The organism is Thioalkalivibrio sp. ALE23, assembly GCF_000378545.1.
Classification (GTDB): Bacteria; Pseudomonadota; Gammaproteobacteria; order Ectothiorhodospirales; family Ectothiorhodospiraceae; genus Thioalkalivibrio.
In genome coordinates, this window is record NZ_KB900032.1 from 51,874 (window position 1) to 66,414 (window position 14,541).

Here is a 14,541-nt window from a genome sequence, read left to right on the forward strand (position 1 = left end):
CGCTGAGCGCTTACAGGACCGTGCGGCGGGCGAGGTGCAGGAGTCGGGCGGGCAGTTCGTAATCCAGTTCCCAGATGATGCTCATCGGCTTGCTGCCTTCATGGCGCTGGTAGCGCACCGGGCCGCAGAAGGTGAACGGCTGGCTCAGGCCGGTGGCGTCGCGCTTGGCCGGGCGGATGAACAGCATGGGGGTGTAGCCGAGCTGTTCGTGGTGGATGTAGCGTTTTCCGGTCTCGGACGTGGGTGAGGTGCCGGACTGGGACTGCCAGTGGAACCGCCGCTCGTTGAGGGCGTAGTCCTCGTACATGGTGGTGGGGGAGAACTCCTGCTCGGATTTCTCCAGGGTCACGAACAGCGCATCCACTCGCCGTTCCGGCACATGCCGCACACCCTCCTGCTGAGTAATCGGCTTCTCCAGGCTCCCGAGGCCCAGCGCCAGCAGGATCTGTTCGCGGGTGTAGGACGCATGCAGTTCCAGCGGCCCCGTCTGCTCCGGGAAAGTGATGCCGCTGGCCGGCACCATGCGCTCGCGCCGCCATTCGGCGACCTCCTGAAGGTCCCGATACAGCGGGCGTTGTTCGCGGACGAAGCGGTCCACCGACGAGAGGTCGCCGTTCCCCGGGCGCGTCTTGCCCCATAGCGTGCTGTGGATGAGGGCCAGCCGCAGCCGTTCTTCCTCGCTGAGCTGATCCACGTTCGCCGTGGATTCCTCCAGATGGCTTTGCAGGGTTTCCAGCAACTGCTGGTCATCACAGCGGACCAGGCGCTGCAGCCCACGCTTGAGGCCGTTGGCATACGGTTTCAGTGCCTCGGTCGACTCCCCTCCACAGTCCGCGCGCAGCCGTGAGGGCAGGTCCTTGCGCAGCAGGTCTTCGGCATCGTCCATATGCAGGCAGTCCAGCATCTTGGGCAGGCTGGCCGAGTCGATGTCCTCCTGGAAACAGCCCTTCAGCTCGCGCACGATCTGCGGGCGCTGGCGGTTGATCTGCGCGCGGATGTTGTCGAGGACCCGCTGGGTGGCCAACCGGTCGAGATGGATCAGGCAGCCACTGGGCAGCCAGGGGAAGCCCTCCTGGATCTGGTGATCCACCCGCTTCTCCGGCCGCGCGCTGAGCGCCCGGAACCGGGCGGCGTAGCGAAAGCGCCGATCCTGCGGCGCGACAAAATCCAGCACCGTGAGGTGCGGCTTGTCTTCATGCAGCCGCAGCCCGCGCCCGAGCTGCTGCAGGTAGACCGTCAGGCTCTCGGTCGGGCGCAGCAGCAACAGGGTGTCCACCTCCGGCAGGTCCACGCCCTCGTTGTAGAGGTCCACGGTAAAGATGAAGCGGATGCGCCCCTCGCGCAGGTCGCGCTGTACCGATTCGCGCTCGTGGTCCGGGCTCTCGCCGGTCAGCACCGCGCTGGGCACCTGCCTGGCCGAAAAATGCTCCGCCATGAACCGCGCATGGGCGCGGCTGATGCAGAACCCCAGGCCCCGAACCGAGCCCAGGTCGGTCGCGTGTTCATGGGCCTGCCGCAACACCCAGTCGGCGCGCGCCCGGTTGCCGGTGAACACCCCTTCCAGTTCTTGGGCGTCATAGGCCCCGCGCTGCCAGCTCACCCGGCTGAGGTCCACGGACTCATGGTCGGCCACGCCGAAGTAATGGAACGGCACCAGCAGGCGACGCTCGATCGCATCCGGCAGACGGATCTCGTGGGTGTAACGCTGGCCGAAGTGCTGGCGGATATCGTCGGCATCCGTGCGCTCCGGGGTCGCCGTCAGGCCCAGCAGGCACTTGGGTCGAACATGGTCCAGGATGCGTTGGTAGCTCCCGGCGCTACTGTGGTGCGCCTCATCCAGTACCACGTAATCGAAATGCGCCGGGTCGAGGCGATCGAGGTCCCGCGCATTCCAACTCGCCACCGTGCAGAACAGATGGCGGTCCTGACTCGGGCGCGCCCCGCCCACCAGCACGTCGCCAAATTCGTTGTCCTGCAGCACCTGACGGAAGCTGGCCATCGCCTGCCGCAGGATCTCCTCGCGGTGGGCGATGAACAGCAACGACGGGCGCCCCTTGTCCGCCTGCTCGCGCGCAAACCGGCGATAGTCGAACGCTGCGACCATGGTCTTGCCGGTCCCGGTGGCGGCGATCACCAGATGGCGGTCGATCCCCGAACGGCGCTCGCGCTCGATGTCCTCCAGGATCTCCTGCTGGAAGGCATACGGCCGCAGGTCGAAGAACGCAGTGGCGTCTTTCTGCGCTGCTGGCCCCGAGCTGGATTCCGACTCCAGCGCCTGTTGCAGGCGAGGGAGGTCATCCGTGGTGAGCGGTTCAAACTCCGCCGGGTCTGCCCAGTGCGCCTCGAACGAGGCCTCGATCTGGCGCCACATGTGCGGCAGCTCGTACTCGCTGACCTTGGCCGTCCACTCCAGCCCCTCATCCATCGCCACGCGCGAGACATTCGCCGAGCCGATGTAGGCACTGCCAAACCCCGTGCCCCGATGGAACAGGTAGGCCTTGGCGTGCAGGCGCGTGCGATGCGTGTCGTACGAGATCCGAATCTCGGTGTTCGGCAGGCCCAGCAGAAACTCGATCGCCTTCAGATCCGTGGCCCCGAGGTACGAGGTCGTCGCGATCCGCAGCCTGGGCGAGCCATCGGCCGTCGGGGTCTCGGTAAAGCGCTTGAGCGTCTCGCGCAGGGCGCGAATCCCGCTCCATTTGATGAACGACACCAGCCAGTCGGCCCGCTCCGCGCTCGCCAGCTCCTTCTCGATCTGCGTGACCAGGCTGGGTGTGCGATCGGACCCCGTGAGCAGGCTGGACAGGGCCAACGGTATATCCGGCCGCGGTGTCTCCTGCTGCCCCACCTGATCGGCAGCCGGAGCGCGCACCTCCAACAACTGCCGAAACGGCGGCTGGGGCAGGTCCTCCTCAATGCCCGACAGCGGATGCCCGGCCGCCGCGAGCGCATCCGCCAGGATCTGCACCGCCTGCGTCCAGTCCTCATGCCCCTTCTCGCGCAGTTCCCCCGCGCGCTCCGCGAGCCGTTGGGCCAGTTCGGCGGCTAGCTTCATCGCCAGATCGTCGCCTTCCAGCCCCTGGCTCCAGCGGGCATGGTCCTCCAGCCCCAGGGCCTCCAGCGCCTGCCGCACCCGCGGCGTGTCCAGCCGTTCATGCAGGCCGACCCATTCACCCCCGGGCAGGGACTTGGCAGCGTTTTCCCGGCTCATGCGGAACGTCCCGAAAGAAAGGTTTCGAGCAACGGGATGTCCGCAGGTGCGAGTTCGAGTCCGCGCGCCTCCGCCGGCGACACCCAGCACCAGCGATCGTGCACCGTCAGAACCGGGCTCTCGTCGTCCGTCCACGCCCGCAGCGCCACCAACTCAAGGCCCCCATTACCCGGAATCGGCGTGCGCCCTATCTCTTCCCCCACCCGCAGCTCCAGCGCCAGCTCCTCGCGAAATTCGCGGCACAACGCGGCCTCCAGGCTCTCACCCGGTTCCGCCTTGCCACCGGGAAATTCCCAATACCCCGCCAGCGCCTGATCGGCCCCACGACGCGCCAGAAAGATCCGCCCCTGCGCGTCCTCCAGAATGCCGCAGACCACCACCGCCTGATTCGCTTCTATGAGCGTTTCCAGCACCGGCTCTCCGTTAACCTCTGGCCGGATCGTACCAGGGAACGCCGCCACGGCTCTCGCCGGAAGCCCGATTCCCGGGCCCCACGTGGTCGCTCCTCCCGTCACGCCACACCGGGTAACGGTGATATCCCGATTCTGTATAGCACCGCGCTCTGTTACGCCCGAGCAGCCCCTTCCACGTCTTGCCCCGAATCAGCTCACCCGCAAGCCTTTAAGGTCGGCCCCTCCGTCTCCCCTATCTTGGGCTAGTGAGCCGCTGTAAGTCTTTGAACAAGCGCCGCAAAGTTCTCGTCCCAGCGCGTGAGGCGCCATGCCACTCGACGCGACGCACACTACCATGATAAAAGCATGGTTTAGCTGTGGCGGTGTGCCACCGAGAGGAGAACGCCGAGATGTTATGCAGAATCTGTATATCACCAATATGACAGATTCTGTCTAATCTACTGTTAGAGCTATTTATGGAAAACGTAACACTCGTACAGGCAGTAACAATGGCTATTGCGGCACTCGGTGCCGTTCTAGGCATAATAAATACTTGGCATATGCTCGATCGATCTCGTGTAAAGCTGCGAGTGCGTCCTGCTCATGCGATACCGGTAGGCAATGTCAACGAGAATTTGAACTTTTGCATCGAGGTGACGAACCTGAGCGCGTTTCCGGTAACCGTCTGTGATGTTGGGGTCTTCTACCATGGGACAAACAGTCGAGGTGCATATACGCAGCCGGTTCTAATTGACAATGGAGGGTGGCCCCGCCGCCTGGAGTCGCGCGCGTCAGTGACGGTATACGGCCACAAGCCAGATGGAAGTGCCGAACGTCCCATAAAATGCGCATATGCAAGCACGGAGTGTGGCGTAACGAAGACCGGAACCAGCCCGGCACTTAAACAAATTGCGTACGGATAGCTCTAACACGTCACTCAAGCTGACTGGGTTACGCTTCGCTCCACCCAGCAGCTTAGTTCTACGTTGGATTGATCGAAAGGAATAGAGTATGGCGTATCGGAACAAGACCTACGTTGCATTCGATGCCGACAGAGATATTCGGTATTACTACCTCATGAAGGCGTGGCGTGACCGAGATAATGATACCTTCAATTTTCATGATGCGCATGACCTTAATACATCAAGGGATACGAGCCAGGAACAATCCATAAAGGCCAATCTGCGGAAGAGATTTCAGAACTCCAAGGCTTTTGTGCTTCTTGTCGGGGAGGGGACGCGCTACCTGCGTAAGTTCGTGAAGTGGGAGATTGAACAAGCCATTCGTCTGGATTTGCCAATCATTGTGGTAAACCTAAACAATAAAAAGGCCATGGATGAAAGTCGTTGCCCACCGTTACTTCGCGACGCACTTGCGATGCACGTGCCATTCAAACAGTCAATCGTTCAATACGCACTAGATAATTGGCCAGATAGCCATCGTGAGCATAGAAGGAATAACGAGTCGGGCCCCTACTATTACAAGAACAGCGTCTATCAGAGGCTTGGTCTGCAGTGATGAACCTCTTAAAAACTGTCATATCGACCACGCTGAGCGTCCTTGGGGCCCTATGGCTTCTGATCGAGCTAGTTCGGTTTTTCGGGGGTCCTGATCATGCGGATACTATCCGTTCCTTTTGGTGGGTATTCCTTCTCGTAGCCATAGGGTTAATTGCCTATCAGCTTTGGCCGCGGAAGCGTATCGAATTCTTGGTAAGCGGCAGGGACATCGCCATTGAGTTGGTCATTGGCGATATCTTTAAAGAGTCCGGTGCAGTTGTCATAGGCTCAAATACTCGATTTGAAATCAATCCTGCGGTTATCGCACCAAACAGTGTTCAGGGACTATTTACCGCTAAGTACTGCAAAGATATGAAGTCCGTGAACCAGCAAATCAACGCGCAAGTACGGGCGTTTCCCACAGACTTTGGTGCTACCGTCACGGTTCATGGAACGGAGCGGACAGCCTATTTTTGCGCAATCGCGGAAATGAACAATGCGGGCGTGGCCCAAGGCACCATCGAGAACCTCCGAGAGGCGTTGGGTGGACTATGGTCGTACTTGGCCGAGAGTGCGGATAAGGGTACTGTCAATGTCCCCGTGCTTGGTTCGGGTTACTCACGCATTACGGCGTCAAGAGAGGAGCTTATTCGCGAAATTGTGCTCTCGTTTCTTGCAGCGCTGACCGAAAGTAATTTCTGCGACCGGATGCGCATCGTAATTCATCCGAAGGATGTTAAACAGTACAAGATTGATATCGAAAGAGTGCAGAAGTTTATCGCACATAGCTGTGAGTATACAACACCGGCCCCAGCTCAAACCCGTTTGGGTACTGGTGAAGGATAAATCCAACAAAGCCATGCAACCGACGCTCGTACCTCGCGCGGCTGATGGCAGGCGTTATAGAGGAAGACGATGTCCTACGCTCTGATCGATAACGCGTCGCTCACTGCGGTGCAGCGGGCCATGGGCGATGTCGTCGTGCGAACACCTGACACGGTGAACGGTGACATCGCGGCTTTGGAGAGCTTTGTTCAAGCTATTCTTTTCTATGATGACCTTGTGTGCCTTGACAACTACAAGGAAGAACACCGAGAAGAAAGAGAGGCGCGATTTCACTTCGTCAGGTTCATAGACCCCAAAAATTTCAAGCTCGAAGGGGTCGAAGATAAGGCGGCTCGGGAAGCAGCCAATATCCGACCTGAGATTCGTGGAGGGGAGTTCGTGAATGAAGACTTCCGCGAGCTTCTACATCAATTAAAGATGAACATGGTCTGCACATGGGATCTGAGATCTAGTGTCTATTACCTGACGATGAAAATGCTCGGACAGCCGAATACGGAGGAGTACGCGAAGTATAGCGAGCTGAGCGCCGCGATATTCAATGAGCTCGCCGATGCCGGTGACACCCGCGGGCGCTGGTCTACTGGAGTCGAGCTGTATTCCTCGGCGGGTAAGAGGCATACGCTTGCGGAAATGGTCAACGCTGCCAAGGAGGCTAACCGGGGCTTGGGAGGTACCACTCGGGCGCTGGAGATGTTCATCGCCTCACTTAATTGGTTGTCCTACAAGACTATCTACTACAGCCTCCTCGCGCGCACACTTCATGCAGATACGTTTCTCCATCCGATCCGCCACGCGTACCAGTTACATTGGATGAAAAAGTCCGGGGCGTATGGTCATGATTTTACGGAGAAACTAGTTGGGACCCTCCAAGAAGATATAAAGGGCTCCGTTTCGGCGATTGTAGACGAAGGTCGAACTGCAGCGGTGGCGTTTGATGTGCCTGTGTTCTCCGCCTACTTGGTGCAGCAGGCCGGAGATGTTCGTGGAGTGGTCGATGCAGCGCTTGAGCTTAAGCGGACTTCAGATTTCGAGGAGATCCGAGGCATGCTCAGGGAAATCCGAAATGCGTTCGATGAGGATGGTTTGAAGGAAGCAAACCGCGCTATCCAGAAGTGGAAGCGTGAGCTTGAAAAGGCGTCCGGTCACCTGCGCCAGGCATATGGCGTCGAAACAGCGCAAGGAATTTCGGTCAGCAAGATCGCGCGGGTCTACAACGCTGTGGCAACCGTTGCCGAGCTTCCTAATGTGCCAGAGGTGGATACCCAGCTTCCGTGGCCAGACTTCTTGCGTTGGAGACGCGACAGCGGTTTCACAAACATCTACAAGGACATCGCACAAGAGTTGACGTCGGTAGATCGTCTCGGTGGATTGAGGGACCTTCTTGCCGCAGGGTTTGAGATTGACGAAGAGCACTATCTTCCTCCGAAGACCGAAGATCCTAGGTTTCGTCAGATCGCATCGGATTGGAAGCTGCCGATGTGAGAAAGCTATAACATCGGGTTGGAGCAGACCGGGGAAAGCCGCACGGCGGCCTTCCCCGGCGGCTCAACCCGCGCGTTAAAGCGGCCCGGGTGTGCAGTGACGGTCCCATGCACAGGTCCATTGAGCCGCGTCTCCTTAGTTCGGCCTGTCGTCTTGTGGGGTGGGCTCTTCTTCTTGTTCGGTTTCGGATGCCGAGTTGACGGGGTCGGATTTCATCTTCGGCGGCGGTGGCACCCACGCCCTGAGTCGCTGGCCAACCTGCTCGTAGAAGTGGGGCACGGCCCGCTCAAGTTCCTCGATGAAGACCTTGTTGCCGGAGAAACGGGAGGCTTGATCGGTCACATAGCGCACTTCGAAGGCAGTTGGAACGGCGTCGGTATTCTCGGACTCGAGGTGTTCAGGGTCTTCCAGTACGAGGCCGAGAGGGGCCTGCGTGGCTTCGGCTTTGCCCGGACGGATCGCCTTCACGAAGAAGCCCTCGGATTCCACGTTGTCGAGCTGGCGGCGTAGCCAGTTGACGCGGGCGCTGGTCTTCTTTTTGTCCTTCGGTGCGTCGAGTCGCATGCTCGTAACGATCACGCGCTTCTCGAGGTTGGCTTCTACGTGGAGCTCTGCCGCGGCGTGCGGGATGTCCAGTTCGCAGCGCAGTACGTGTTCGCAGGCGAGGAGCTCGCAATCACTTTTCAGCCGGGCCTGAGGGTCGGTCCGGTGCGTACGGCTCAGGCGCAGTTTGACGGCCTGTCCGAGCTTCCGCGAAAGCACCAGGCTCAGGTCGCGTTGTTCCTGGTGCCAGCTGGATACGGTGTTCTCGACCTCTTCGGAGTTCTTGTTCAGCTTCGCGCCGTTCTTTACCTTGGCGACGACGTCCTTCCACTCCCGGTTCATGCTGTCGAAGCGGCTGACGCCGCTCGAGTCATGATTCAGATAACGGGTCACTTCCTCGAGGATGAAGCGCTGGTCGGGTGAGCTGATCCCGTCCGCCTCCAGCAGGAGGGTGGCCTGCGTGAGGATGTACATCCAGGACCAGTGATAGAGCTCGACGTTGCGCGTCTGGTTCTTCGGCAGCTTGATCGGATGGTGGGTAGGCTGGGCCACGAACTGGTTGGTGATGGTGATCACCGCGTCGATCTTGTGAGCGCGGGCCTGCTGGACGTAGGACTGGAGCTGTTCCTCGTCCACTTCGGCATTGCCGATCTTGGCTTCGATCAGGGCGGTCCAACGCTTCTTCCCTGTGTCGAGGACGAGAAGGCCGTCGGGGCGGTCGTTCTTTTTGGAGCTCGATTTCGCGCTTTTCTCTTCCTTGAAGGTGACTTCGGTCCAGGCGCCGAGCCTTGCACGGTTGCCGACGCGGACGTTGAGGGAGCCCAGCATGGCTTGGCGGAGCTCGTAGATGCTTCGCATGGCCGCCAGGACGATGGAGGCCGCTCGTTGTTCTTTGTTGGAGTCGGCGGTAACGGGGATCAGCCGGGCGGGTTCGCTTGACTCGATGAATTCGGGTAGCTCGGTCATGGTTGGCTCCTCCTGGCTCCGGGCGAATCGGTTTCGCGGCATCCTTGCGTGTCAGCTTGTGGAAACCATAGCCTATGTGTGGTTCAGCGTCGATCTCGGTAGTTGCGCTTTGCCGGCGGGCCGGTCAGTGGGATCTTTCGGGCCGTAGCGAGGGATAGAGATCGATTGCGGTGGCGGGGCTGTCGCGACGAGCGGGGGCCATTCCGCGCAACTTTGGGAGAGCCCCGGAAGTGACAACACTCATACCTTCGCTGAACAGCTGCCTGCCGCGCATGACGTCGGGCGAGAAGCGCTTCGCGCGGCGCCTGGAGCAATTCCTGGAGGATGACTACCTGTGCTGGTACGACGTGCCGTTGGGCGGGCGGTCGGAGCATCCGGATTTCATCGTGCTGCATCCGCAGCGTGGGCTGCTGATCCTGGAGGTGAAGGACTGGCGGCTGGAGACCATCCGGCAGATCGATCGCCAGGAGGCGACCATCCTGACGGACCGGGGCCTGAAGGTGGTGCCCAACCCGCTGGAGCAGGCGCGCCAGTATGCCTACCAGGTCATCAAGCCACTGGAGCGCGATCCGCAGCTGGTGCATCCGCCGGGGTCTTCGCTGCAGGGCCGGTTGATGCTGCCGTTCGGGCACGGGGTGGTGCTGGCCAATATCACCCGCGCGCAGTTCGAGCAGCAGGAGCTGGGCGAGGTGATTCCGGGTAATCGGGTCATCTGTCGCGACGAGATGACCGAGTCCCAGGATCCGGAGGAATTCCAGAAGCGGCTGTGGGACATGTTCACCGTGCAGTTCCGCATCGGTTGTCGCTGCCGCAGATCGACCGGATCCGCGGGCATCTGTTCCCCGAGATCCGCATCCGCCAGGGCAGCCTGTTCGACGATGCGCCCGACGCGGACGAGACCGAATCCCCGGCCGAAGTGCTCCCGGACCTGATGCGGGTGATGGACCTGCAGCAGGAGCAGCTGGCGCGCAGCCTGGGAACCGGGCACCGGGTGATCCATGGCGCGGCCGGGGCGGGCAAGACGCTGATCCTGGTCTACCGCTGCCTGCATCTGGCGCGGGCCCTGCGCAAGCCGATCCTGGTGCTGTGCTACAACCGCACCCTGGCCGACCGCCTGCAGGCCATCCTGGCGGAGAAGGGCGCGGGCGATCAGGTGGTGGTGTACAACTTCCATCGCTGGTGCCACGCGCAGCTGCGCACCTACAACGTGCCGCCACCGCCGAATAACACGGACAAGCGGGCCTTCTTCGACCAGCTGGTGCAGCAGGTGATCGACGGCGTCGACCAGGGGCAGATCCCCGGCGGGCAGTACGGCGCGGTGATGATCGACGAGGGCCACGACTTCGAGCCGCACTGGTTCCGGCTGGCCACGCAGATGGTCGATCCGGACACCAACTCGGTGCTGGTGCTGTACGACGACGCCCAGTCGATCTACGGCCGCAGCCAGAGCCGGTTCAGCTTCTCGAGCGTGGGCGTGGAGGCCCGCGGGCGCACCACCATCCTGCGGGTGAGTTACCGCAACACCCGCCAGGTGCTGGACCTGGCCACCCGTTTCGCCCGCGAACTGCTGGACCCGCAGGAGGCCGAGGAGGACGGCATCCCGCTGGTGCCGCCGGAAAGCGCGGGCCGCGAAGGCCCGGAGCCCGCGATCATCCCCCTGCCCGGCCAGCCGCAGGAGATCGAATACATCGCCGGGCACTTCAAGCGGCTGCACGAACAGGGCCGCCCCTGGAGCGAGATGGCCGTGCTGCACCGCCGCGTGCCCGCCGCCGGCAAGATCCGCGCGGTGTTCGAGCGTGCGGGCATCCCGCTGGAAAACCTCGGGGACCGCAATCGCCAGAAGTCGGCCACCCCGGCCGATACGGTGAAGATGGTGACCATGCACTCCAGCAAGGGCCTGGAGTTTCCCGTGGTGGCCCTGACCGGCCTGGGCGAGATGGACACCGCCGAGGAGCGCGAGGCCGAAGAGGCCCGCCTGCTCTACGTGGCCATGACCCGGGCCATGGACGAACTGATCGTCACCGGCCCGCCGCAGGCCCCCTTCCTCCGCCGCATCGGCGAGGCCGCGCAGGCCTGAACCCGCGGGCCCGGGCGGGCGCTGGCGGTTACCCTCTATGCTGCGACGGGTTTAAAGGGGCGAGCATCCTCCACGACGAGACCATGACCCAGACTGGCGATCGCGGCGTGGACCGCCTCGATCCTGGAGCGGTGATCCACGTCGATTAGCCGCCGGATCGCACCCTCATGGCTGCCCATTCGGCGTGCCAGTTCCGAGTTGCTGACCCCTTCCGCCCGCATGGCGACCCGGAGCGCGAGTTTGGCGGCGATCAGGGGCGACACCGGCGCGATGGCCTCGCCCGGTTCTGGGTCGGTGGGGGAGGGGATGGGGCGCCCCTCCATGACATAGCCAGCGAGCGCCGCGCCCAGGGCATCGCCCATTTCGCGCAGCGCCTCCTCTTGAGATTCCCCGTCCGTCAGGGCCTCGGGCACGTCCCGGCACGTGGCCAGGTAGTGGCCGCCTTCGTCGCGTTCGAGTTGTACGGGGTATGCGTAGCGCATGGCTCTGTCCTCAAATGTCGTTCGGGTCGATACCGAGCTGCTTGCACATGGCTTTCAGCAGCCCGGGGCCGATCTCCTTCTTACGGTCCTTCAGTGTCGTGAAGCGGTCACCGTAGTAGATTCGGCCATGGCTCCCTTTCCCTTGGTGCTCGACCAGTTGAACCGGCGTGCCGGTTTTCTTTCCCAGCTTCTGCAGCCGCTTCAGGTACTCGTTTCCATTCATGTTGCGGCCCACTAATCCCTTGCCCATAGACTCGTACATTTGTGTACGAGTCGTCAAGCTGTTGTGTAGCTGATGCTCGGTCCGGGCTCCAGTTTTTCACCGTAGTCAGGGACCTACGGCTCTCCATGCGCGTGGGCGGGCCCTTGAACCGACGTCCTGGACCGCCAAATAGCTTGATCGGGAGCGAGAACTTCGGGGGCAATTGCCGCTTGCCCTGCGGTGTGCCACCTGTTGAAGGAGTCCACCAAACGGTAATGGACCACACGAATCCTTCCCCATCGCCGCCGGGGTCACCTTTGACCGCCTCGTGGACGGCGTCTAGCGTCAAAGGAGAGGGGCAGGGAACGGCTCCGGCAAACCCGTTGCAACCTCGCGGAATCGCGAAGGAGGCATACCATGCGCAGCGTAGACAACATGCCGGCCCTGGACTGGGAAAACGGCAGGAACGCCATGCGGGCGAAGTTCCAGGTGATGCACGAAGAACCGGTGGTGCTGAAGATGCCCGCCGACATGGACTGGTCGGTGAACGGGGACGAGTTCGGCTGCACGCTGGACGACGGCGGGATGCCGCGTGACTGCGAGGGCGGCAGCCTGCTGCATCGTCTGGCGGAGCTCAATGACATGCCGGCGCTGGAGGACATCGCGAAGGCCTGCGACTACTCCAGTTCCCGCGTGGACATCGACGCCGCTGGCTCCCGCATCATCGTGCACGACTGACCGGCCCTGTGCCGGGCGTGAGCCCTATGCTTCTGCGTGGAACTCGCGGTATTCCTCGAGGAAGGCGAGGCGGGTGGTGTCGGTCACCCGGTCGATGAACAGGGTGCCCTCGAGGTGGTCGATCTCGTGCTGGAACACGGTGGCGAGGAAGCCTTCGGGGTCCAGGCGGCGGGGCGTGCCGTCGGGCTCGTGGTAGTCGACGGCGATGTGGCGCGGCCGGGCGACTTCGCCGCGCAGGCCGGGCACGGACAGGCAGCCTTCCCAGTAGCGTTGCGGCATCGGGTCCAGCACGGTGACCACCGGGTTCACCAGCACCAGGCGGCCGGTGGGTACGGCATCGGGGTAGCGCGCGTTGCCGGGCTGGATCTCGATCACGGCCACGCGTCGGGTATCACCGATCTGGGCGGCGGCGAGGCCGAGCCCTTCGCTGGCGTGCATGGTATCCACCAGGTCGTCCACCAGTGCCTGCAGCCCGGGGCTGCCGAAGTCGCTATCGGCCACCGGGTCGCAGACGCGACGCAGGTCGGGGTGCCCCATACGCAGGATTCGACGAACGCTCATGGCATCGATGGTGCCACAGCGAAGAAGAACGTTCGCAGCCCGCCGGGTTCGTAGCCGGCCAAAGGAGACCGCATGGGGCAGTGGATCGTCGGAGTGGATCTGTCCGGGCCCGGGAGTGCCGGGCAGACGTCCGTGGCCGTGTTCGCTGAACGGGACGGGGCGCTCCGGCTGCGGGAGCTGCTTGCGGGGGCGGACGATCAGGCGATCCTGGACCGTGTGCCGGCTGAGGCGGTGGTGGGTCTGGATGCCCCCCTGTCGTATTCGCCCGCCGGGGGCAGTCGCACGTCCGATCAGTCCCTGCGCCGCCTGGCGGTGGAGTGCGGCCTGCCGGCCGGCACCGTGATGGCGCCTTCCGCGCCGAGGATGAGCTACCTGACGCTGCGCGGTGTCGCGGTCAGCCGCATGCTCGCCTCCGAGCGCCCGGATGCACGCGTGGCGGAGGTGCACCCCACGGTGGCCATGGCGCTGGGCGGCGCTTCGGTCGAGAGCCTGAAGGCGATGAAGCACGCGGCGGACGCGCGACGGGACCTGCTGGCCTGGCTGGATCGGCAGGGTCTGGACGGGGTGCTCGATCTCGCCGATGCCAGCGACCATTCGGTGGCCGCCTGCGCCGCGGCATGGGCCGCCTGGCAGTGGAGCCGGGGCCGCTCCGCATGGATTCACCCGGCCGAGCCGCCGCAACACCCGTACGATTTCGCCTGTTGAGTTTGTGACTCAGCGCATTGTGGACGGAGGTGGGCTGGTCAAGGCGCCGGCGATCTGAATGCGCGCCTCGGACGGTTTGCCCCCGCTGCCAACGGCGGTGGCCTTGAGCCTGAAGGGTGGCGTGGGACGGTCAACCACGCTGGCGGCCCGGGCCCATCGTCTACACAAGTGCAAACGGAGCTTCCCGGCGAGCCGATGCCGTGGCCTGTCCCGTAAATTGTACATGTAGGCTGCACGCTCTATACTTGTACGGGTGACTGTACAGGAGGGCTCCATGAAGATTGTGTCATTCACTGAGGCTCGCAACGGCCTCAAAGCCGTACTCGATGGCGTGGTTGATGATGCCGACACCACGGTGATTACGCGCCGCGATTCGGAAGACGCCGTGGTAATGTCGCTGGATTACTACAACAGCCTGATGGAGACCGTGCATCTTCTGCGTTCCCCGGCGAATGCCGAGCATCTCAACAAGTCCATTGCGCAATACAAGGCAGGAAAGGCCACCGAGCGTGAGCTGGTAGACGGGGATGAGTAGTCGGCTCCTTTGCTGGACGGACGAAGCATGGAACGACTACATCTACTGGCAAGCCCAGGACCGGAAGACCCTCAGGCGGATCAACAAGTTGATCGCGGAGGTGAAGCGGTCACCGCTGGAAGGCATTGGCAAGCCGGAACCTCTCAAGGAGAACCTGGCTGGTTTCTGGTCGCGCCGTATTGATGACACCCATCGCCTGGTCTATGCCGTGGACGGTTCGTCCATCACCGTCATCTCCTGCAGATACCACTATTGAGCGCGATAGATGCGACCGCTGGCCCTCGCCGAACGGGGCATGCGGA

General features: G+C 62.4%; 13 protein-coding genes and 1 pseudogene. 8 read left to right on the forward strand and 6 right to left on the reverse strand.

Features of this window, described 5'->3' with window-relative positions; all coding sequences use genetic code 11:
* Positions 1 to 10: 10 nt before the first annotated feature.
* On the reverse strand, positions 11 to 3,211 hold the full coding sequence (locus F573_RS0103905) for a DUF3427 domain-containing protein (RefSeq protein ID WP_019021521.1): 3,201 nt from the start codon (positions 3,209 to 3,211) through the stop codon (positions 11 to 13).
* Positions 3,208 to 3,621, reverse strand: coding sequence for a (deoxy)nucleoside triphosphate pyrophosphohydrolase (locus tag F573_RS0103910; RefSeq protein ID WP_026300792.1), 414 nt, complete (start codon positions 3,619 to 3,621; stop codon positions 3,208 to 3,210). Before F573_RS0103910 ends, F573_RS0103905 begins: the two co-directional genes overlap by 4 nt.
* A 993-nt stretch (positions 3,622 to 4,614) precedes the next feature.
* Between F573_RS0103910 and F573_RS14775 the strand changes: the two genes are divergently transcribed.
* From F573_RS14775 to F573_RS0103915, 3 genes are all read left to right on the forward strand, one after another.
* On the forward strand, positions 4,615 to 5,121 hold the full coding sequence (locus F573_RS14775; RefSeq protein WP_081619206.1) for a TIR domain-containing protein: 507 nt from the start codon (positions 4,615 to 4,617) through the stop codon (positions 5,119 to 5,121).
* Positions 5,121 to 5,948 (forward strand): macro domain-containing protein, encoded by an 828-nt coding sequence (locus F573_RS15015; RefSeq protein ID WP_155986644.1) that lies wholly within the window; start codon positions 5,121 to 5,123, stop codon positions 5,946 to 5,948. The genes F573_RS14775 and F573_RS15015 overlap by 1 nt, the downstream gene beginning before the upstream one ends.
* 69 nt (positions 5,949 to 6,017) lie before the next feature.
* A complete protein-coding gene (locus F573_RS0103915; RefSeq protein WP_019021523.1) occupies positions 6,018 to 7,430 on the forward strand; it encodes a hypothetical protein in 1,413 nt (470 codons plus the stop codon).
* A 135-nt stretch (positions 7,431 to 7,565) separates the two neighbouring features.
* Here the strand turns inward: F573_RS0103915 and F573_RS0103920 are convergent, their stop codons facing one another.
* Complete coding sequence (locus tag F573_RS0103920) at positions 7,566 to 8,939, reverse strand: hypothetical protein (RefSeq protein ID WP_019021524.1); 1,374 nt, start codon at positions 8,937 to 8,939, stop codon at positions 7,566 to 7,568.
* A 272-nt stretch (positions 8,940 to 9,211) separates the two neighbouring features.
* On the opposite strand from F573_RS0103920, the pseudogene F573_RS14175 reads away from it, so the two are divergent.
* Positions 9,212 to 11,016: pseudogene (locus F573_RS14175) on the forward strand (DEAD/DEAH box helicase).
* A gap of 35 nt (positions 11,017 to 11,051) precedes the next feature.
* On the opposite strand, the gene F573_RS0103930 reads toward F573_RS14175, so the two are convergent.
* The gene (locus F573_RS0103930) at positions 11,052 to 11,498 is read right to left on the reverse strand and encodes a type II toxin-antitoxin system HicB family antitoxin (protein WP_019021525.1); all 447 of its coding nucleotides are present in this window, start codon (positions 11,496 to 11,498) and stop codon (positions 11,052 to 11,054) included.
* Positions 11,499 to 11,508: 10 nt separating this feature from the next.
* Complete coding sequence (locus tag F573_RS0103935) at positions 11,509 to 11,760, reverse strand: type II toxin-antitoxin system HicA family toxin (RefSeq protein WP_019021526.1); 252 nt, start codon at positions 11,758 to 11,760, stop codon at positions 11,509 to 11,511.
* A gap of 357 nt (positions 11,761 to 12,117) precedes the next feature.
* Here F573_RS0103935 and F573_RS0103940 point away from each other — a divergent pair, with 357 nt between their 5' ends.
* Complete coding sequence (locus F573_RS0103940; protein ID WP_018868995.1) at positions 12,118 to 12,438, forward strand: hypothetical protein; 321 nt, start codon at positions 12,118 to 12,120, stop codon at positions 12,436 to 12,438.
* 24 nt (positions 12,439 to 12,462) lie between these two features.
* Here F573_RS0103940 and def read toward each other — a convergent pair whose 3' ends face one another.
* A complete protein-coding gene (def, locus tag F573_RS0103945) occupies positions 12,463 to 12,999 on the reverse strand; it encodes a peptide deformylase (RefSeq protein ID WP_026300793.1) in 537 nt (178 codons plus the stop codon).
* Between the two features lie 72 nt (positions 13,000 to 13,071).
* On the opposite strand from def, the gene F573_RS0103950 reads away from it, so the two are divergent.
* The 3 genes from F573_RS0103950 (at position 13,072) to F573_RS0103960 (ending at position 14,495) form a co-directional block, all read left to right on the forward strand.
* Positions 13,072 to 13,704, forward strand: coding sequence for a DUF429 domain-containing protein (locus F573_RS0103950; protein ID WP_019021528.1), 633 nt, complete (start codon positions 13,072 to 13,074; stop codon positions 13,702 to 13,704).
* A 274-nt stretch (positions 13,705 to 13,978) separates the two neighbouring features.
* Positions 13,979 to 14,239: a type II toxin-antitoxin system Phd/YefM family antitoxin gene (locus F573_RS0103955; RefSeq protein WP_018868998.1), complete on the forward strand. Its 261-nt coding sequence runs from the start codon at positions 13,979 to 13,981 to the stop codon at positions 14,237 to 14,239.
* Positions 14,232 to 14,495, forward strand: a complete 264-nt coding sequence (locus F573_RS0103960; protein WP_019021529.1) for a Txe/YoeB family addiction module toxin — start codon at positions 14,232 to 14,234, stop codon at positions 14,493 to 14,495. The genes F573_RS0103955 and F573_RS0103960 overlap by 8 nt, the downstream gene beginning before the upstream one ends.
* Positions 14,496 to 14,541 lie beyond the last annotated feature (46 nt).

Excerpts from the sequence above, each read along its gene's own strand:
- F573_RS15015 (WP_155986644.1), top strand. The coding sequence starts at position 5,121 with ATGAACCTCTTAAAAACTGTCATATCGACCACGCTGAGCGTCCTTGGG.
- F573_RS0103930 (WP_019021525.1), bottom strand. The coding sequence starts at position 11,498 with ATGCGCTACGCATACCCCGTACAACTCGAACGCGACGAAGGCGGCCAC.
- F573_RS0103950 (WP_019021528.1), top strand. The coding sequence starts at position 13,072 with ATGGGGCAGTGGATCGTCGGAGTGGATCTGTCCGGGCCCGGGAGTGCC.
- F573_RS0103955 (WP_018868998.1), top strand. The coding sequence starts at position 13,979 with ATGAAGATTGTGTCATTCACTGAGGCTCGCAACGGCCTCAAAGCCGTA.
- def (WP_026300793.1), bottom strand. The coding sequence starts at position 12,999 with ATGAGCGTTCGTCGAATCCTGCGTATGGGGCACCCCGACCTGCGTCGC.
- F573_RS0103960 (WP_019021529.1), top strand. The coding sequence starts at position 14,232 with ATGAGTAGTCGGCTCCTTTGCTGGACGGACGAAGCATGGAACGACTAC.
- F573_RS14775 (WP_081619206.1), top strand. The coding sequence starts at position 4,615 with ATGGCGTATCGGAACAAGACCTACGTTGCATTCGATGCCGACAGAGAT.
- F573_RS0103905 (WP_019021521.1), bottom strand. The coding sequence starts at position 3,211 with ATGAGCCGGGAAAACGCTGCCAAGTCCCTGCCCGGGGGTGAATGGGTC.
- F573_RS0103915 (WP_019021523.1), top strand. The coding sequence starts at position 6,018 with ATGTCCTACGCTCTGATCGATAACGCGTCGCTCACTGCGGTGCAGCGG.
- F573_RS0103935 (WP_019021526.1), bottom strand. The coding sequence starts at position 11,760 with ATGTACGAGTCTATGGGCAAGGGATTAGTGGGCCGCAACATGAATGGA.
- F573_RS0103940 (WP_018868995.1), top strand. The coding sequence starts at position 12,118 with ATGCGCAGCGTAGACAACATGCCGGCCCTGGACTGGGAAAACGGCAGG.
- F573_RS0103920 (WP_019021524.1), bottom strand. The coding sequence starts at position 8,939 with ATGACCGAGCTACCCGAATTCATCGAGTCAAGCGAACCCGCCCGGCTG.